This window comes from Kribbella koreensis (assembly GCF_039525325.1).
GTDB classification, from domain to species: domain Bacteria; phylum Actinomycetota; class Actinomycetes; order Propionibacteriales; family Kribbellaceae; genus Kribbella; species Kribbella koreensis.
Genome location: NZ_BAAAHK010000003.1, coordinates 740,365 through 757,969, shown reverse-complemented (window position 1 = coordinate 757,969; position 17,605 = coordinate 740,365). Strand labels below are relative to the sequence as shown.

The 17,605-nt window shown below is 68.2% G+C and carries 17 protein-coding genes; 2 read left to right on the top strand and 15 right to left on the bottom strand.

Features of this window, described 5'->3' with window-relative positions; all coding sequences use genetic code 11:
* Nucleotides 1–24: 24 nt before the first annotated feature.
* The 7 genes from ABD116_RS07230 to ABD116_RS07200 form a co-directional block, all read right to left on the bottom strand.
* Nucleotides 25–1,281 carry an ATP-grasp domain-containing protein gene (locus ABD116_RS07230; RefSeq protein ID WP_343966164.1) on the bottom strand — a complete coding sequence of 419 codons (1,257 nt, stop codon included), beginning with the start codon at nucleotides 1,279–1,281 and terminating at the stop codon, nucleotides 25–27.
* Nucleotides 1,278–2,435: an NAD(P)/FAD-dependent oxidoreductase gene (locus tag ABD116_RS07225; RefSeq protein WP_343966162.1), complete on the bottom strand. Its 1,158-nt coding sequence runs from the start codon at nucleotides 2,433–2,435 to the stop codon at nucleotides 1,278–1,280. The genes ABD116_RS07230 and ABD116_RS07225 overlap by 4 nt, the downstream gene beginning before the upstream one ends.
* 6 nt (nucleotides 2,436–2,441) lie before the next feature.
* Entirely contained in the window at nucleotides 2,442–4,130 is a 1,689-nt protein-coding gene (locus ABD116_RS07220; protein ID WP_343966160.1) for a class I tRNA ligase family protein, read from the bottom strand.
* The gene (locus ABD116_RS07215) at nucleotides 4,127–4,594 is read right to left on the bottom strand and encodes a cupin domain-containing protein (RefSeq protein WP_343966157.1); all 468 of its coding nucleotides are present in this window, start codon (nucleotides 4,592–4,594) and stop codon (nucleotides 4,127–4,129) included. The genes ABD116_RS07220 and ABD116_RS07215 overlap by 4 nt, the downstream gene beginning before the upstream one ends.
* A 3-nt stretch (nucleotides 4,595–4,597) precedes the next feature.
* Nucleotides 4,598–6,133 carry a PqqD family protein gene (locus tag ABD116_RS07210; protein WP_343966155.1) on the bottom strand — a complete coding sequence of 512 codons (1,536 nt, stop codon included), beginning with the start codon at nucleotides 6,131–6,133 and terminating at the stop codon, nucleotides 4,598–4,600.
* A gap of 35 nt (nucleotides 6,134–6,168) precedes the next feature.
* Nucleotides 6,169–7,476 carry a SidA/IucD/PvdA family monooxygenase gene (locus ABD116_RS07205; protein ID WP_343966153.1) on the bottom strand — a complete coding sequence of 436 codons (1,308 nt, stop codon included), beginning with the start codon at nucleotides 7,474–7,476 and terminating at the stop codon, nucleotides 6,169–6,171.
* Between the two features lie 70 nt (nucleotides 7,477–7,546).
* Entirely contained in the window at nucleotides 7,547–8,062 is a 516-nt protein-coding gene (locus tag ABD116_RS07200) for a hypothetical protein (protein WP_343966151.1), read from the bottom strand.
* 67 nt (nucleotides 8,063–8,129) lie between these two features.
* Here ABD116_RS07200 and lplAB point away from each other — a divergent pair, with 67 nt between their 5' ends.
* Entirely contained in the window at nucleotides 8,130–9,179 is a 1,050-nt protein-coding gene (gene lplAB, locus ABD116_RS07195; protein ID WP_486336010.1) for a lipoate-protein ligase LplAB, read from the top strand.
* A gap of 229 nt (nucleotides 9,180–9,408) precedes the next feature.
* Nucleotides 9,409–10,299 carry an LLM class flavin-dependent oxidoreductase gene (locus ABD116_RS07190; protein WP_343966147.1) on the top strand — a complete coding sequence of 297 codons (891 nt, stop codon included), beginning with the start codon at nucleotides 9,409–9,411 and terminating at the stop codon, nucleotides 10,297–10,299.
* An 11-nt stretch (nucleotides 10,300–10,310) separates the two neighbouring features.
* Here the strand turns inward: ABD116_RS07190 and ABD116_RS07185 are convergent, their stop codons facing one another.
* The 8 genes from ABD116_RS07185 to xdhC all read right to left on the bottom strand — a co-directional run bounded on the left by ABD116_RS07185 (nucleotide 10,311) and on the right by xdhC (nucleotide 17,602).
* Nucleotides 10,311–11,036: an IclR family transcriptional regulator gene (locus tag ABD116_RS07185; RefSeq protein ID WP_343966145.1), complete on the bottom strand. Its 726-nt coding sequence runs from the start codon at nucleotides 11,034–11,036 to the stop codon at nucleotides 10,311–10,313.
* 133 nt (nucleotides 11,037–11,169) lie between these two features.
* Nucleotides 11,170–12,420 carry a DUF6986 family protein gene (locus ABD116_RS07180; protein ID WP_343966143.1) on the bottom strand — a complete coding sequence of 417 codons (1,251 nt, stop codon included), beginning with the start codon at nucleotides 12,418–12,420 and terminating at the stop codon, nucleotides 11,170–11,172.
* Nucleotides 12,413–13,765 (bottom strand): 8-oxoguanine deaminase, encoded by a 1,353-nt coding sequence (locus ABD116_RS07175; protein WP_343966141.1) that lies wholly within the window; start codon nucleotides 13,763–13,765, stop codon nucleotides 12,413–12,415. The genes ABD116_RS07180 and ABD116_RS07175 overlap by 8 nt, the downstream gene beginning before the upstream one ends.
* Nucleotides 13,762–14,667 carry a factor-independent urate hydroxylase gene (gene pucL, locus ABD116_RS07170; RefSeq protein WP_343966138.1) on the bottom strand — a complete coding sequence of 302 codons (906 nt, stop codon included), beginning with the start codon at nucleotides 14,665–14,667 and terminating at the stop codon, nucleotides 13,762–13,764. The genes ABD116_RS07175 and pucL overlap by 4 nt, the downstream gene beginning before the upstream one ends.
* 4 nt (nucleotides 14,668–14,671) lie before the next feature.
* On the bottom strand, nucleotides 14,672–15,001 hold the full coding sequence (gene uraH, locus ABD116_RS07165; protein WP_343966136.1) for a hydroxyisourate hydrolase: 330 nt from the start codon (nucleotides 14,999–15,001) through the stop codon (nucleotides 14,672–14,674).
* Complete coding sequence (gene uraD / locus ABD116_RS07160; RefSeq protein ID WP_343966134.1) at nucleotides 14,998–15,489, bottom strand: 2-oxo-4-hydroxy-4-carboxy-5-ureidoimidazoline decarboxylase; 492 nt, start codon at nucleotides 15,487–15,489, stop codon at nucleotides 14,998–15,000. Before uraD ends, uraH begins: the two co-directional genes overlap by 4 nt.
* Nucleotides 15,486–16,778, bottom strand: a complete 1,293-nt coding sequence (gene guaD, locus ABD116_RS07155; protein ID WP_343966132.1) for a guanine deaminase — start codon at nucleotides 16,776–16,778, stop codon at nucleotides 15,486–15,488. The genes uraD and guaD overlap by 4 nt, the downstream gene beginning before the upstream one ends.
* Complete coding sequence (gene xdhC, locus ABD116_RS07150; RefSeq protein WP_343966130.1) at nucleotides 16,775–17,602, bottom strand: xanthine dehydrogenase accessory protein XdhC; 828 nt, start codon at nucleotides 17,600–17,602, stop codon at nucleotides 16,775–16,777. Before xdhC ends, guaD begins: the two co-directional genes overlap by 4 nt.
* Between the last annotated feature and the right edge of the window lie 3 nt (nucleotides 17,603–17,605).

Below are 17,605 nucleotides of genomic sequence, written 5' to 3'. Positions count from 1 at the left end.
ACCTTTCTTCTTGTTCAGGGTCTGTCAGGCCGTCGCCGGCAAGGCCAGCCGTACGTCGATCTGCGCGGCGAACTCGTACGCCGTCGCGATCGCCTCGTCGAAGGTCGCGCCGCTGGTGCAGAGGAAGCCGAGGATGTTGTTGCCGTCCGGCGGCCGCCGGACCAGGTCACCGGGCTTGGCGGTGATCTTGAGGAAGAACACCCGGTCCGACTCGGCCACCGCCGGCGGCACGGTGATCTGCTCGATCCGGCCGGGCGCGCTGATCAAGCAGGTGCCGGCGAGATGGACTCCGGTCGGGTGGTAGTGCTGGACCTCAGGCTTCACCCCGGCAGCGACCGCCATCGTGGCGCGGATCGGGCAGTACCCGGTGCTCAGGCGGGCGAAGTAGTCCAGCCCGCCACCGCCCGGTCGTACGGCGATCTCCAGCATGTGCGGTCTGCCTTGATGGAAACGGACTTCGGCGTGCATCACGCTGCGCTTCAGTCCCTGTGCGTGGGCAGCCTTGGTGACGACGTCGTGGACGGCGGCCAGCTGGTCCGCGTCGAGGGTGGTCGGAGCCTGGTGCGCGTCGTCGTCGAAGGTGTTGCCCTCGATCGTGATCCGGTCGACGATCGAGCCGAGATACACCTCGCCGTCCCAGGCGAGGGCCTCGATCTGCATCTCCCGGCCGTCCAGGAACGACTCGACCAGCAGTCCGTACGGTCCGAGGTCGAGCCCGTCGGGCTCCATCTGGAACCACGACATCCCGGCCATGCCCTCGAGCGCCTGCGGGAACCGGGTCCGCAGCTCGCCGGCGCTGTCCACCTTGAACACGAAGTTGCTCGCGGCCCCCAACGTCGGCTTGAGGATGATCGGATACCCGAACTCCTCGGCCGCCTTCAGCGCCGCGTCGACATCGGGCACCAGCCGGTACCTCGGCACCGGCGCGCCACCGCGTTCCTGCGCCTCCCGCATCAGCAGCTTGTTCCGGCTGATCCGCGCAGCATCGAGACCGACGCCAGGCAGCCCGAGCGCCTCGGCCACCGCGGCGACCGTCAGCACCCCGGACTCGGAGAAGGTGAGGACGCCGTCGAATGTTTCGTCGGCGTGCCACTCCTGGGCGGCCTTGATGATGTCGTCGATGTGCTTGGAGCCGGCGATCCGGTACCGGTCGGCCGGCCAATAGCCTTCCTGGCCGAGGCCGTTCAGCACGTACAGCGTGCCGCCGAACTCCTCGATCTGCTGGTAGCGGGACTGGTAGTAGCCGGCGTTCTGCACGGCCTCCAGAGCGAGCAGCTTCATAGGGTCAACTCCTCACCGACCGCGGCGAGCTGGCGCGGCCTGTCGATCGACTCGAGACCGGTCGTGCGGGGCGAGTCGCCCACCGCACGATCGGCGATCGCCCGGGCGATCTGGGGTGCGAACTTGAAAGACATCCCGCCGCACGCGGCAAAGGCCCAGATAGTGCCTGCTCCGTACGCCGCGAGCAGCGGCCCGCCTTGCGTGCGCTCGGCCAGGTAGTAGCCGTCGTTGGCCCCGACCACCCCGGCCGGGTCGAACCCGTCGATCAGCTGGGTGAACAGGTCGACGAGGTGATGACGCCACTGGTCGGGCGTACCGCGATCGGTCATCTCTTCGACCGGTCTGCACGCGCTTGCCGCGCTCAATCGCATCGGCGCCTCCGACTGCGCCACCGTCGGCATGAACCACGCATCGCGGTTCGGGCCGAGGCCGAGTACGACCGGCATCTCGGCCCAGTTCCGGCGACAGGTCGGTGGCCGATAGGACAGCACGCTCTGCCGGTACAAGGTCAGATCCGGTCCGACCGAGCCGGCCAACAGCTCGCGTGACCACGGTCCGGCAGCGATGACGACTCGATCTGCCGACTGGGTCGCGCCGTCGGCGAATCGGACCACGCCGTCCCCCTCGACCTCGGACACCGCGACGACCTGGCGGTGGGGGAGCAGTCGCACCCGAGGATGCTCGGCAAGCCAGCGGGCCATAGCCACCAGGGCATGGTCTGCCAGCAGCACACCGGCCGTCGCCTCTAGTACGGCGGCGCTTCCGGGCGGGAAGTTGACGCGCGGATACCAGTTGGCCAGGTCCTTCGGTGACAGCGCCCAGGCTTTCGCGCCGTCGGCGGTGAGCTCGGCCAACTCGATGTTGGCTTGCTCAGCCGGCATCGCCGTGAGGGCACCGGTCGGGTGATAGAACCGCGTACCGAGCAGCCGCTCGACATCCAGCCAGGCGGAATGCGCGCCCGCGGCCGCAGCCGTCAGCACCGGGTCGCCCCGGTGCAGCGCGCGGGTCACCCGGAGCCGATCGTTCGACGTGGCCAGCGGTGACGGGATCGGACCGGCGTCCACCAGATCGACCTGGTGGGCGCCGGACGCGCGGACGCACTCGATCGCGGTGAGCAGCCCGATCACGCCACCACCTACCACCGTGATCCGCATCCGGGATCACCCACCTCCGGCGAGCGCGCCGGCCGGCTCAACGGCTTCGGCGGGGTTGCCCGCAGCGGCCGGCTCGGCAGACAGGAGCGGCGGGGCGAACGGCTTGACGTCGGCGCCGTCGAAGACTCCGTTCGCCAGCAGAGCGTTCGAAGTACCGTCGAAGACGCCGGCTTCCTTGGCTGCTGTGACGAGGTCGATCAGGAGCGGGGATGCCAACGCCAGCAGGGCTTTGACCTCGGCGAACAGGTCGCCCCAGGCTTCCGGCTGCTCGTCCAGGCCGATGCCGTCGAGAGCTGCTGCCCGGCCGCGCAGTCGCTCAAGCTGGGTGAGCACGGTGTCGGCCGCGCGGTTCAGGTTGAACGTCGGCATCTCGTAGAACAGGTCGAATCGCTCAAGCATGAGGACGATTCGGCCGCGACCGCCCGGGGTGACCGGCAGCCGGGCGCTGTCGTCGCCGGCGTTGGCGACCGCCTTGGCGAGCGTGCCGGCGAGCTGGTTCCAGGGACCGATCAGCCGGTCCTCGGCCATCTTGTCCAGCCCCGCCCGGCTGAAGGTCGACCGCTGGTACTCCGGGGCCGTCAGCGCCAGGTAGAGCCGGGCGACGTCCCGCGGTACCTCCTTCAGCAACTCCTGCGGCGTCAGCACGTGCCGCTTGCTGGTCGAGAACTTCGAGCTCTCCAGCTCGTAGAACTCGTTGTTGATGATGGATTCCGGCCAGACGTACTTGTCGCCGTGCGCCATCAGCATCGCGATGTGCGGCAGGCAGAAGTAGTACGCGTTGTCGAAGCCGAGGAAGTGCACGATCCGCAGGTTCTCGGCCTTCTTCCACAGCTCGCCGGGGACCGTGTCGCGGCCGAGCTTGCTCGCGGCGTACGAGGTGGTGAACATCCCGGCCGGGATCAGCTCGAGCCAGGCGTTGAGCACCTGGCCGGGCACCTCCGGGAACTGCGCGTCGATACCCCAGCCGAGCGGGAAGGTGATCGGCACGTCCTGCAACGGGCGGGCCAGCAGTTCGGCGATCATCTGCCGCACGTGCGGGCGCCGGTGGGTCGCCAGCGATTCGTGGTATTTCGTCAGCCGGTCGCGGTACTCCTCCAGCGGCAGCACCATGATGGTGGCTTCGCGGTAGGTGAGCTTGTCGTCCGGGTTGATCGTCGAGTGCGGGTTGAGCAGCTGGTCGAAGTTGTTCGGGTGGCAACAGGTCTCGCACAGGCCGCCGCGACTGCTGCTCAGGCAGACCGGGCAGTCGCCCTCGATCAGACCCTCGACCATGAACTCGCCGGTCCGCTCCAGGTACGGCAGCCGGACGGTCTTGAGCTTGAAGACTCCCGCCGAGTGCAGCGCGTGGAAGTACTGCAGCACAGTGGCCTTGTACGTCGAGTCGAACGGTCCGAACCCGTCGTACGAGATGCCGATCGCCTGCAGGGCTTCCTGGATCTGGCCCGTCGAGCGCTTGCAGAGCGCCTCCGAGGTGATTCCCTCGCGGGCGGCCGACGCGACCACGTAGGTCTGGCTGTCGTCGGTCTCGGTGGTGAAGATGACGTTGCGGCCGCGGGCCCGCTGGTAGCGCGCGTACACGTCGCCGGCCAGGTACGGACCGGCGATGTGGCCCAGATGCATGCCACCGTTGGGAGTCGGGTTCGGGCCGAGGACCAGGACGGGACGGTCGTCGTCCTTGGGCAGTACGCCGGTCACGCGGTGGCTCCTTCACGCTCGGAGTTCTCGATCGCCGCGGCGGTCGCGGCGTTCTCTGCTTCCTTCTCGCGCGCCTCGGCGGCGAGCTTCTCGGTCTCCGACCCGGCGTGCGCGGCCAGGAACCGGTGCGACATCTCCGGGTCCCACCAGATGCTGGTGAAGACGAAGTCCTCGTCGTTGTGGTTGTGCACCCGGTGCAGCTGGCCCGGCGTGAAGTAGCAGACGTCGCCGGCCCGGAAGGGCTGCCGCTCGCCACCGCACTCGACCTCGACCTCGCCGGAGACCGCGACGAAGATCTCCTGCTCGTGGTGGGTGTGCAGCTTGGAGACCGTGTTCGCCCGGCAGACGGCGTACGAGACCTCGAACGGTGCGTTCAGCACCGCCCACGGCATCAGCCGCTGGGTGTCGACGCTGTACTCGTGCACGAGATTGTCACGATCCAGCCGGGAGATGTGTACGACCATGGCTTACCGTCCCGAAATCTGCTCGAAGGTGTTCGGACCGTTCTGGGAGTGCTTGGTCTCGATGACCGCCTTGTGCGGATCGCCCTGCAGGATCAGGTCGATCACCGGCGCGCCACCGCCGCCGGGGGTCTGCACCGACCGGCTGTAGAGCACCCGCAGCTGGCTCGGCTCGAGGCCGCTGATCCGCTCGAGCTCGGCGGCCAGCTCGACGTCGTTGGTCACGCCGGCCAGCAGGCTGTGCATGTCCGCGACCCGGTCGGCCAGCTCGGGGTGCTCGCGCTCGATGAACTGCTCGAGCCCGGCGCCCTGGCCGGCGAACGGGGAGTACGTCATGCAGACCAGGTGGCTCTCGGTGAGAGCGAAGGTCTCCAGCGCGTACTCCTCGGCCAGCAGCCGCATCCGCTTCAGCGCGTCCGGGGTGTCGTACCGGGCCCGCATCGTCTCGATCAGGCCGGCCGGGATGTCCTTCTTGCGCATCAGGCCGAGGGCGAACTGGACGTACTCGGCCATCCCCTCGTCGTAGGAGCGCTGGAACAGGTGCTCGGCCTTGATCCCGCGCAGATGCGCCATCAGGGCCGGGTTCGCGCAGTCGGACTCGGTGAAGCTGAACGCCAGGTCGTCGAACTGGAAGCCGAGGAAGCCGGTCAGCAGCTCGAAGTGGTCGCCGGCCGCGTAGTCGGTCTCGTCGTAGATCGAGAAGAACTTCAACCGGTCCGGGACGGCCGTGCTGACCTGCCGCTCGGCGATCGCGGTGGTCGCGTCGGGGCCGAGGATGTCGGTGAAGTAGGCGCCGGCGATGTCGTCGAGCTGGCCGAGCACCTTGCCGAAGCCGTTCTCGGTGCTGGCGTGCTCGCGGATCGTGCCGGGGTCGGTCGCGCGGATCTGGCGGGCCAGCCGGCCGACCCAGGCGGTGTACTGCCGCTGCTCGCGCGGTGAGTCGCCGGTGATGATGATGTCGGCGCCGTCGCCGTACGCCGCGGCCACCCCGAAGGCGTTGAAGACGCTGAGGTTGCAGGAGTTGCAGAATGTCGGCCGGCCGTCGGCGAAGGTGCGGTGCCCGGTCATCAGGATGTCCAGCCGGTTGCGCCGGATCACGTGCTCGCGTTGCGGCGAGTCGACGTAGAACTCCGACACCTCGTCGCCGTCGACCAGCAGCAGCTCGCAGTCCGGGTCGTCGAACAGCCGCAGGGCGACGTACTCGCGATCGATGTTCTCCATCACCGGCCGCGGCATGCCCGCGTGCCGGTTGGTGGCGACCCGCATCCGGAACGTCCGGCCATGGACGCGGTACAGGATCAGCTGCATCGCACGGACGAAGGCCAGCGTGTACGAGCTGTCCTTGCCGCCGCCGAACGCCACCATGACGAGGTTCTTCTCCAGCTCCTCGCGGTAGGGCAACTCAGCCTGCAGCTTGACGGTGCACTGCAACGCCTCGGCCAGGATGGCCGGTGGCATCGCTGCCTGCAGGCCGGCGAAGGCCTGCTCACGGGCCCGGGCCACCTCGTCGAGTGGGGTCCGTTCCAGTTCGACCATTGCCATCCGGGGTCTCCTCGGGGTTGCCGTTCTGCCACCCGTTAGAGCGCGGACGCCTCCTCGCCTGATACAGCGGCAGCCGGGATCCGCTCGCGGTGCCCGATGATGTCGCGGCAGATCTCCTCGGCCCGCTGGGCGAGCACGCTGAGCAGGGTGTCGGAGATGCCGTGCGTCTGCTCGTTGACGCCTTGCAGGTAGGCGGCCGCTGCGCTCGGTACGCCGAGCTCCAGCTGGTAATTGCGGGTGACGTCGATCTGGTCGAGGTCGAGGCTGTCGGCCAGCTCGCGGACCAGGCGCGGCATCCGGGTGTCGAAGCCGGTACCGAGGAAGACGACGTCGCGGTGCAGTTCGGTGACCGCGCCGGTGCGGCGGTCGGTCAGCTCGAGTACCAGCTCGTCGCCGGTGTCGCGGGCGGCCGTGATGTCGACCATCGGGATCAGACGGCGCTCGGTACGGCCGTTGAAGCGGTCGAGGTAGAGGTCGGCGTACAGGTGCTCGAGCATCGGGGGAGTGACGACCGAGTAGTTGGTCCGGTACATCTCCTGCAGGATCTGCTCGCGCGCGGCCGGCCGGGCGTCGTAGAACTCGTCGACGAAGCCGGGGTAGTACAGCTCGTTGGTGAACTTGCTGGAGGCGTCGGAGCTGAGGCCGATGGACCGCATCAGCCAGGCGACGTCGCTGTCGGGCAGGTCGTCGCGCAATGCACGGAACATCTCCGCGGCGCTCTGGGAGCTGCCGACGACGGCCACGCGGTACGGCAGCTCGCCATCGAACTGGGCAACCCGCTGCCGGTACGCCGTGCTGTGCACGACCCGGTTGGGCGGCAGATCGGCCAGCACCGGCGGGATGTTGGCCTCGCGACTCCCGCCGTACACGAGGTAGCGGCTGTTGATCGTGCTGCCGTCGGCCAGCGTGGTGACCCAGCCGGTCACCGATCCGGTCTCGTCCTTCTTGGCTTGCATCGAGACAACCTCACGGCCGAGCTCGATCTTCACCTTCTCCAGCGACGCGGCGACCCAGCGCAGGTACTCGGTGAACTCCACCCGGTACGGCGTGAAGGTGCTCATGTTGACGAACTCGTCCATCCGCCCGGTCTCGAACAGGTGGTTGAGGAAGGAGAACTTGCTGGTGGGGTCCCGCTGGGTGACCAGATCCTTCAGGAACGACACCTGGCTGGTGGCCCACGGCATCAACATGCCCTGCTGCCAGGCGATCTCCGTGTTCCGGTCGATCAGCAGGCTGTTCTCCGCCAGCTCCGGGGCCAGCTCTTCGAGCGCCACCGCGAGCCCCAGGTTCGACGGCCCGGCGCCGATGGCCAGCAGTTCCACGTCCACGCTCAGTTCCGACATCTGTGCCGCCCTCGTCTCGGGGTGTGATCACCTCCCTTCGAGAGCACTCGGCACCGGCCCGCTGATACACCTACTCGGCTTCGGACAGCTGAGCGATGCGTTTGCGGAGGCGGGTGGGCGCGTAGAGGAAGGTGACTGCGAGGGGGACGTAGAAGACCAACATGAGGAGTTGCCAGGGGGAGTCGGTGAAGGCCAGACCGATGGCAGAGACGGTGACCAGGGAGACGGCGACGATCTGGAGCGGGCGGCCTCGGCGCATCTGGCGGAGTTGTTCCCGGGCGACGGCGAGGGTTGTCGCGCGGAGTTCGGGGTCGGTGGGGAGCGGGCCCTTCCAGGCAGCCTTCAGGGCCAGCCTCCGGGCGTCCTTCGGGGCATCGCCCAGTGCGCCGTTCTCCCAGCGCAGCCTGGCCTTGATCGCAAAGGTCATGCCGACGGCCACCATGAGTGAGACCGCGGTGCCGAAGATGAGGGACCAGAACAGGTCTCTGGTCTCGATGATGCCGATCGCGAACGTCACCGCGGTCCAGGCGAGCCAGAGGATCAGGAGCAGGGCCCAGGTGGGGGTCGAGTTCAGGCGTTCGCGCATGGCTGATGATCGCTCGGGGAGGGGGTCTTGAGGAACATCTCTGGGGGGTGGGTGGTTGGGTAGTGGTGTGCATGGTGAATACAAGGTGCCTGGTGGGAAGTTGGTCGTCGCCGATCTCGACGTCGTCGACGAGGTGGTGCGGCGGGGGCGGATCAGCGGGGACTTCTTCCTGGAGCCGGATGATGCGCTGGAGCGGATCAACGGGGCGCTGACCGGGGTGCCGGTCGAGATGCCGGTGGCGCAGATCGCGGCCCGGGTTCGCGGGGTGCTCGGCGATGGGGTCGAGATGATCGGGTTCTCGCCTGAGGCTGTGGCTGTCGCGGTGCGGCGGGCGTTGACGGGGGCTACGGCTTGGACGGATCACGCTTGGGAGTTCGTGCACGACGTACCGCGGGAGCCGGCGCTGCAGATGGCGCTGGACGAGGTACTGGCCGAGCAGGTCGGGTCGGGGGAGCGGCCGCCGACGTTGCGGATCTGGGAGTGGGCGTCGAACGCGGTCATCATCGGCAGCTTCCAGTCGCTGGCCAACGAGGTGGATCTGGGCGGGGCGGCGAAGCATGACGTGACGGTGGTACGCCGGATCAGCGGCGGCGGCGCGATGTTCGTCGAACCGGGCAACACGATCACGTACTCGCTGTATGTGCCCGAGTCGCTCGTCTCCGGGCTGTCCTTCGTCGACTCGTACGCCTTTCTCGACGACTGGGTGGTCGGCGCGCTGAACGAGCTCGGCATCGCCGCGACGTACCAGCCGATCAACGACATCACCTCACCGGCCGGCAAGATCGCCGGCGCCGCCCAGAAACGCTTCGCCGGTGGGGCGGTGCTGCATCACGTGACGATGGCGTACGACATGGACGCCGCGAAGATGGTCGAGGTCCTGCGGATCGGCCGCGAGAAGATGTCCGACAAGGGCACCAAGAGCGCCAACAAGCGAGTCGACCCGTTGCGGAGTCAGACCGGGTTGGAGCGGGCCGAGGTGATCAACCGCCTGGTAGGCACCTTCGCCAACCGCTACGGCCTCGCTGCCGCAACCATCGACGACGAGACGGTGGCCGAGGCGCAGCGTCGCGTTGACTCGAAGTTCGGGACCGAGGACTGGCTCGTCCGCGTGCCGTAAGCGTCGTCCGGGTCGGGGCCGGCGCCCGATGCGAGCCGTAGCCGTAGCCGTAGCCCGCATCTGGCGGAGCGCCACGCACGCACAACCCCCGGCCGGATAGGCCCGGCACGCTGGGGAAGTGTTCGAACGCCGGAGTTAGGTATGCACGGAGGTCCGCGCCGAGGGCCGGTGCCACCTCCTCGTCGGGCGATACTTGTGGTGAGAGTGACCGAGCCTGGAGGGTTCGCGGATGACTGAGTTGCTGTTCGGGGTGCAGGCGCCGCCGCGGGCCGGGGCGGTGGAGTTCACGGTCGAGGTCGCGCGGGCGGCGGATGAGGGTGGGCTGGAGCTGTTCGGCGTACAGGATCATCCGTATGTGGGGGAGTTCCTGGACACGTTCACTCTGATGGGTCACCTGCTCGACAAGACCTCCAGGATCCGGGTGTTCCCGGACGTCGCGAATCTTCCGCTGCGACCGCCGGCGATGCTGGCCAAGGCCGCGGCGACGCTGGATCTGCTGTCTGGTGGACGTTTCGAACTCGGCCTGGGGAGCGGGGCTGCGTGGCACGCGGTCGCGGCCATGGGCGGTGGCGAGCTGAAGCCGGGGGAGGCGCTCAAGGCGCTCGAGGAGGGCGTCGAGGTCATCCGGGCGTTGTGGCGTGCGGGCGAGACGGCGCGGGTGGACGGGGAGTTTCATCACGTCCGCGGTGTGCATGCTGGACCGGCGCCCGCGCACTCGATCGGCATCTGGTTCGGGTCCGTTGGGCCGCGCGCCAATCGGTTGACCGGCCGGATCGCTGATGGGTGGGCCGCGCCGATTCCGTCGTATCTGCCGTACGAGAGCTGGGCGGACGCTCATGCAGCCATCGACGCGGGCGCCCGCGAGGCCGGGCGCGATCCCGGCGACGTCCTACGGATCGCTCAAGTAGTCGGAACCATCACCCCCGAGAACGTTGCCAACGGCACCGACCTGGTCGGCGACCGCCCACTCCGCGGCTCCGTCGACCAATGGGTGACGCTGCTGTCGGAACTGGCCACCAACACGCCGTTCCGCGGCTTCGTCCTCTGGCCGGAGACCCTGACTCTCGACCAGGTCAACCTCTTCGCCCACGAGGTCGCTCCCGCAGTACGAGGTGGGTGAGAGGGGAATGGCTAGCGGAGGTCGTCGGAGAGGGACTTGGCGGCTTGGGTCAGGAGGGGGACTGCTTGGTGGAGGAGGTCTTCGGTCATTCGGCCGGCGGGGCCGGAGAGGGAGAGGGCTAGGCGGGACGGGGCGTCGGGGACTGGTACTGCGATGCAGCGGACGCCTTGCTCCTGTTCGCCCTCGTCCAGGGCGTAGCCGTCTGATTCGGCCTTGTGGAGTTGGGCGATGAACTCGTCGGGGTTGGTGATGGTGGTGGAGGTGTGCTGCGGCATGCCGGTGCGGTGGAGGAGGTCGCGGACCTCTGGCTCGGGGAGCTTGGAGAGGATGGCTTTGCCGACCGCTGTGCAGTGCGGGAGGACGCGGCGGCCGACCTCGGTGAACATGCGCATGGAGTGGCGGGACTGTACCTGGGCCAGGTACACGATCTGATCCCCGTCGAGCATCGCCATGTTGGCCGACTCACCGACCTGGTCGACCAGCTGGGCCAGGTGCGGGCGGGCCCAGATGCTGAGCATGTGCGAGGACGCCTCGCCGAGCCGGATCAGCCGGGGGCCGAGGACGTACTGGCGAGACGGCTCCTGCCGGACGTACCCGAGATCGACCAGCGTCCGGACCAGCCGGTGGATCGTCGGCAACGGAAGCCCGGAGCTGGTCGCGAGCTGCGACAACGGCACCATCCCACCCGCATCAGCCATCATCTCGAGCAGAGCGAACGCCCGCTCAATAGACTGCACGCTCCCAGTGCGACTCTTCGGCCCAGCACCATCTGGCACTGTCCCAGCCGGCTCCGCCATGTGGGGCTCCGATCTCCTCGGTACTTCCGGATTATGGAAGTTTAACCACAGATGGCGGAAGTACCGAGGGATTTCAGGAGCGGAGGGGGCGGCGAGCGAGTTTCGAGAGGCCGGCGGGGTCTACACCGATCAGCTTGTCGAGTTCTGTGGGATCGAGGGCGCCGCACTCGAGACCGCGGAGGACGAAGCCGGCCAGGGCGGCGGCTGTGGCGGGCTCGTCCAGGTAGCCGGAGGTGCCTCCTTCGACGTAGGCGCGCAGCCGGGCGGCCGCAGTACCAAGGCCTTCGCGGTAGAAGAGGTAGGTCGCGAGGTAGCGGCTTGGTAGTTGCGCGGGATGCATGTCCCAGCCTTGGTAGATGCCGCGTTCGAGGGAGCGGCGGACCAGGCGTTGGTGGAGACGCCATGCGGCGTGGACCTGCTCGCGGGAGCCGACGGGCAGTACGTTGGTGGAGCCATCGCAGACGAAGACGCCGGTACCGGCCGCAGCCAACTGCATGACGTCCTTCGCGTGGTCGGCGACCGGATGCTCCATGCTCTGGTACGCCGCTGCGACGCCAAGCGAAGCTGAGTAGTCATAGGTGCCGTAGTGCAGCCCAGTCACTCGCCCCGCACCCGCCCGGATCATCGCCGGCAGCGGCGTCGTACCGTCCGCCCCGAGAATCGCCTGCGGCGTCTCCACCTGGATCTCGAACCGCAACGACCCCGAAGCCAACCCGAGCGATCGCTCAACCGAATCCAGCACCACCACCATCGCCGAGATCTGCGCGACCGACGTGACCTTGGCGAGCGTGATCACGAACCCGTCCGTCAACGCACCGGCCTCGGCCAGCTCACCGACGAACAGCGTCAGCGTTCGGACCCCACGCCGACGGCTGACAGCCTCGAGCGACTTGATCCGGAGCCCGTGGTACGGCGGAGCCGTGCCCACGTTGACCAGCGACGCCAACGCCTGGCCGGCGCTGGCCGCAGCCTTGTCCTCCTGCTCGTACGGCCTGACTCCATAGCCGTCCTCGAAGTCGATCCGCAGGTCCTCGATCGGCTCCCGCGTCAGCTTGGCGCAAACACGGTCGTAGACCTCGACAGCATGATCAGCAGGCAAACCCAGTACTTCGGTCAGCTCAGCGACCGACCCACCGTGCTCCCGTAGTACAGCCCGAGCCTGTTCCGCCCACTCGTCGACGGTGCCGACCAGGAATCGATCGGCCGGCACATACACGGTGTGGATCGGCTGCCGGACTCCACGATCGCCCGGGTAGAGGGTCGTCAGCGCCTCGTCGGCGTCGGACAGCCGTCGGTCGAGTTCGGCAAACAGCTGTTCATCCACTGATGCTCCTCAGAAGTGTGCGCTGGGTCCTTGCCACCTGCTCGGCCAGGATCGGTTCGTCGACGGTGACGACCGTGTCGTGCTCAACGACGGGACGGCCGTTGACGAGGAGCAGCTCCAGGGGCGGGGGAGCGCCCAGGACCAAGGCGGCAACGGGGTCGTCAATGCCCGCGTGAGCGAGGGTGTCGAGTCGCCAGACGGCGAGGTCGGCCAACTTGCCGACCTCCAAAGAGCCGATCTCGTCCGAGCGGCCCAGGATCCGTGCGCCATCCAGCGTCGCCAATTCCAGAGCCGTCCGTACGTCGAGAGCCTGCGGCCCACCACGAGCGCGCGCGAACAGCAACGCATGGCGCAACTCCTCGAGCAGACTGCCGGCCTCATTGCTGGCAGCACCATCCACCCCGAGCCCGACCGGACAACCGGCCGCTCGCAGATCGGCGACACGAGCGATCCCGGCGCCGAGGCGAGCATTCGAGCTGGGGCAATGCGCGACTCCCGTGGCCGTCGAGCCCAGCCGCTTGATCTCCGCGTCGTCGAAGTGGATGCCGTGCGCGAACCACACGTCCGAGCCGGTCCAGCCCAGCTCAGCCGCGTACTCCGACGGCGTACAGCCGAACCGCTCGTCGCACCACTCCGCCTCATCGGTCGTCTCGGCCAGATGCGTATGCAACCGAACGCCCTTGCGCCGAGCCAGCTCTGCCGACTCCCGCATGAGGTCGCCGGTGACGCTGAACGGCGAGCAGGGAGCGACCACGACCTGCAGCATCGAATCCGGCGAAGGGTCATGCCACCGGTCGATCGCGGCCTCGGTCGCGAGCAGGATCTCCTCGCGGTCCTCGACCACCGAGTCAGGCGGCAACCCGCCGTCCTTCTGGCTGAGGTCCATCGAGCCGCGGGCCGGGTGGAACCGCAGTCCGACCTCAGAGGCCGCGGTGATCTCGGCTTCCAGGACATCACCCCCTCGCCGGGGAAAGACGTAGTGGTGGTCCGAGGCCGTTGTGCAGCCGGTGCGCGCCAGTTGGGCCAGCGCGCCTTGTGCTGCGACGTGCACCGACTCCTCGTCGATGCCGGCCCAGACGGGGTACAGAGTGTTGAGCCAGCCGAAGAGAGTTGAGTCGACTGCGAGTCCACGCGTCACCCATTGGTACAGATGCTGATGGGTGTTGACGAACCCGGGCGTCACCAGACACCCGCGTGCGTCGATCACCCGCGCTGCGCCAAGGGCCGGCGCCGGCCCCGGCCCGACCGCCACGATCCGGTTGCCGTCGACAACGACATGGCCGGTGGTCAGCTCCCGGCGTTCCCGGTCGAGCGTGACCACGGCCGCGCCGTCGATGACGATCAACAGAAACCCGGTACTGCGTGCCAGGCCGACCCGGCGTCCGTTGCGTCGTCACGGACGACGGACGCCTCGATCAGGCCGTACGGACGGTCCGCCGCGATGAAGACCTCACCGGGGTTCTCCACCTCGAACGGGCTCAGGTCGACCAGGAAATGATGCTTGTTGGGTGCCGAGAACTTGATCTCCGCGACCTCCGGGTGGCGCTCCAGGACCGCCTCGCCCATCCCGTACAGGGTCTGCTGCAGCGCGAGACTGTGGATCGTCGCGAACTTCTCCAGCAGCAGGCTCTTGATCTCGTCGTACGACTTGTCCCAGTCGACGTCGGTGTGGTCGTAGCGCCAGCGGGCGACCAGCGAGGTCGCGAGGATGCGGTCGTCGGTCTCCTTCAAGGTCGTGTACTTGTCCTTGAGGAAGCCGTGGAACTCGGAGCCGGTCGACTTGAGCACGGTCAGGGCGCGGATCCCCGAGACGACATGCGCTTTGCGGTCGTCGCCTCGACCGTCGACGTTGACGACCGTAGTACGGATGCCGGCGCCGCTGCGGACGAACGAGTGGTCGTGGCCGGCGCCGTCGACGGAGATGCGTTCCCAGTTGTACTCCTCGATCTCGACCCGGGCGCCGTCTGCCGCGGCGGAGGCTTCGAGGAAGTGATCGGCCAGCGTGAGCGCGAACTCCTCGATCGAGTCGATGCCCTTCTCCTTGGCGAAGGCGAAGGCGGTGTTCTTCTGGGTGTCGGTCGGCAGGACCGCGGACTGGTCGCCGGTGATGTGGGCGTCCTCGAACCGGCCGCGCAAGGCCGACGAGACGTTGAGGTCGCGGATCTGGTGCCGGGGCGTGTCGCGGTAGATGCGGACGACGCGGCTCTCGGCCTTGCCGTACTGATTGGCTCCCAGGTGGATCGCCATCGGATCAGCTCCCTCGATAAGTGGAAAAGGCGAACGGACTGAGCAGCAGCGGAACGTGGTAGTGCCGCTCATCGGAGATCAGAAAGGTCACGACGACCTCGGGAAAGAAGATGTCCTGCTTGGTCGCCCGCGCGTAGGCGGCGGTGTCGAACCTCAGTTGATAGGTGCCGGCTGAGAGTTCCTTGGTGGTCAGGCTGCCGATCCGCCCGTCTTGATCGGTGGTTGCGGTGCCGAGTGTCAGGACGGCCGGTTCGAGACGGCTGAGAGTGACCGGGACGCCTTGGGCCGGCTTGCCCAGGGCGGTGTCGAGGACGTGGGTGGAGAGGGTGGTCATGTGATCGCCTTCGCTAGGCGGAGGTGGGCTATCTTGCGGAGTTCCTCTTGTACTACGGCCGCTTCGGTCGCGTCGTCGTTCGTGAGGCGTTCGCGCAGCGCGGTGAGCATCTCGGTCGCCGACAGGCCGGTGGCGCAGATGAGGAAGACGCGGTTGAAGCGTTCCTCGTAGGCGCGGTTGCCATCGGCCAAGGCCGAGCGGACAGCGGGGTCGTCGCCGACGCCGGACTGTTCCTTGCGGGACCAGGCTGCTTCGGTGCTCGAGCCTTCGGCGCGGTCGCCGATCCGGGGGTGGGCGGCGAGTGCCTGGGCGACCTCGTCGGAGGTCAGGGAGCGGGACGCTTCGTCGGCGACCTTGGTGAGGGCGGCGAGATCGGCGTACGGGCGGGCCTCGAGGATGCGGTCGACCCAGCGCGGGACGTCGCAGCAGGCGGCGAGCAGCGGGCGCAGCTCGTCGGCCGGCGCGAGGTCGAATTCCTGCAGGTTCATCCGACCTCCACGTCGTTGACCAGTTGACCGTCGATCCAGACGGCACGGACGTCGGCCGGCGTACCGAGGGTGAAGGCCCGGGCCAGCGCGTCCTCGGCATCCTCGGCGTGCTCCAGGCCGATCGCCAGCGGCGAGCCGTCGGCCGGCCGGAGTAGTTGCGCATCGAAGCGCTTGCCGACACTCAGCTCGCCGACATCGTCCAGGCCCAGCGCCGATGCTCCAGCAGTTGTTGCCAAGTGCAACAAGTGGGCGGAGTTGAGGGCCAGGCCGCGGTCGCCCATCAGTTGCTGGCAGAAGTACGCCTGCAGGCCTTCCTTCAACAACGAGAAGCCGGTACCAGCGCCGACATCGGACCCGAGCGCGACCCGTACGCCGTGATCGAGGTGCCGGGTGAGCGGGAACAGCCCGCTCCCGAGCGCCGCGTTGCTCGTCGGGCAGTGGGCGACCGTCGCGCCGCTGTCGCCGAGCAGCTTGAGCTCGACGTCGGTCGGGTGGACGTTGTGGGCCAGCACGCTGCGGTGGTCGACCAGGCCGTGCTTGTCGTAGGTACTGACGTAGTCGCTGCCGCCGAAGAGCTCGGTCACGGTGGCGATCTCGGCCTCGTTCTCGTTGAGGTGCGAGGTGAAGAGGGCGCCGGGGATCTCCTCGAGGATCGTGTGGCAGGTTGCGAGGAGGTCGTCGGTGCAGGAGAGGGAGAAGCGGGGCGTCACGGCGTACCGGTTGCGGCCGACGCCGTGCCAGCGGGCGGCCAGCGCGAGCGACTCGGCGTACGCGCGCTCCGGAGTGGTGAGTAGGTCGGCGCGGATGATGCGGTCGCTGACGACCAGGCCGCTCGTGATCCGGAGGCCGACGCGGGAGGCGGCGGTGAAGAGGGTGTCGACGGCGGAGGCGAAATGGGCGCCGAAGACGAGCGCGCTCGTCGTACCGGCTGCCGCGAGGCCGCGGACGAACTCGTTGGCGACGCCTGAGGCGTAGGCGTCGTCGGCCATCCGGGCTTCCTCGGGGAGCGCGTAGCGGTCGAGCCACTCGAGCAGGGGCATGCCCATCCCGCCGACCGCGCGGATCTGCGGGAAGTGGACGTGGGTGTCGACGAAGCCGGGCAGTACGAGCCCGCCGGTCAGGTCGACGACGCGCTCGGCCGGGTGGGCGTCGCGCAGGTCCGCGTAGCTGCCGCGGGCGGTGATCAGCCCGTCCTCGACGAGCAGTGCTGCGTCGGTGGCGACTCGGAGCGTGCCACCGGTGAACGGGTTCTCGGGTGTGTCGAGGAAGGTTCCTCTGAAGAGCGTCATGCTTTCGCCTCACGGTGAACCGGCGCGGAGTTGCGCTCGGCAACAAACAGTTGGAGCAGCCAGGCGGCCACGCTGACCGCGATCACGGCCGGCTCCTTGCCAGGCAGGTCGGACAGCCCGATCGGCGTGGTGATCGAGTCGATCGCCTCGGCCGGGTTGCCGTCGTCGGCGAGCTTCTGCCGGAATCGGGCCCACTTGGCGCGCGAGCCGATCAGGCCGATCGTCGCCAGCTGCCCGTTGCGCAGCGCGGCGTCGCAGAGGGCGGCGTCCTCGGCGTGGTCGTGGGTCATCACCAGTGCGTGCGTGCCTGGTGGGAGCTCGCCGACCACGAGTTCGGGCAGGACCGGTACGTGGTGCACGTGCACGCCTGCCACGGCGTCGTCCAGGACTGAGAGTCTTTCCGGTACGAGCTGCTCTGGGCGGGAGTCGATGAGGTGCAGCTCAAGATCGTGCCGTGCCAGGATGCGGGCCAGTTCGAGCCCGACATGACCGACCCCGAAGATCGCCACCGACGGAACCACCGGCAACGGCTCCAGCAACAACTTCACCTCACCCCCACAACACTGCACCGCCTGCTGAAACGGCGCCTTGTCCGACAACGAAAACTCCAGTACTTCGGGTTCGCCCGCACCCGCCGCAAGCAGCACCCGCGCCCGCTCGATGGCAACGGCTTCCAAGTTGCCGCCGCCCACGGTCGCCCAGACCTCGTCCGTGGAGACGACCATCTTGGCGCCGGCATCCCGAGGCGAGTGCCCACGAACAGACATCACGGTGACCAGCACTCCGGGTTGACGCTGCTCACGCAGCCGCTGAACCGCTCGCATCCA

Bases quoted from the DNA above. Each gene is read 5' to 3' on its own strand.
- ABD116_RS07225 (WP_343966162.1), bottom strand. From the start codon at position 2,435: ATGCGGATCACGGTGGTAGGTGGTGGCGTGATCGGGCTGCTCACCGCG.
- ABD116_RS07205 (WP_343966153.1), bottom strand. From the start codon at position 7,476: ATGTCGGAACTGAGCGTGGACGTGGAACTGCTGGCCATCGGCGCCGGG.
- ABD116_RS07190 (WP_343966147.1), top strand. From the start codon at position 9,409: ATGACTGAGTTGCTGTTCGGGGTGCAGGCGCCGCCGCGGGCCGGGGCG.
- guaD (WP_343966132.1), bottom strand. From the start codon at position 16,778: ATGACGCTCTTCAGAGGAACCTTCCTCGACACACCCGAGAACCCGTTC.
- xdhC (WP_343966130.1), bottom strand. From the start codon at position 17,602: ATGCGAGCGGTTCAGCGGCTGCGTGAGCAGCGTCAACCCGGAGTGCTG.
- pucL (WP_343966138.1), bottom strand. From the start codon at position 14,667: ATGGCGATCCACCTGGGAGCCAATCAGTACGGCAAGGCCGAGAGCCGC.
- uraH (WP_343966136.1), bottom strand. From the start codon at position 15,001: ATGACCACCCTCTCCACCCACGTCCTCGACACCGCCCTGGGCAAGCCG.
- ABD116_RS07230 (WP_343966164.1), bottom strand. From the start codon at position 1,281: ATGAAGCTGCTCGCTCTGGAGGCCGTGCAGAACGCCGGCTACTACCAG.
- uraD (WP_343966134.1), bottom strand. From the start codon at position 15,489: ATGAACCTGCAGGAATTCGACCTCGCGCCGGCCGACGAGCTGCGCCCG.
- ABD116_RS07210 (WP_343966155.1), bottom strand. From the start codon at position 6,133: ATGGCAATGGTCGAACTGGAACGGACCCCACTCGACGAGGTGGCCCGG.
- ABD116_RS07200 (WP_343966151.1), bottom strand. From the start codon at position 8,062: ATGCGCGAACGCCTGAACTCGACCCCCACCTGGGCCCTGCTCCTGATC.
- ABD116_RS07215 (WP_343966157.1), bottom strand. From the start codon at position 4,594: ATGGTCGTACACATCTCCCGGCTGGATCGTGACAATCTCGTGCACGAG.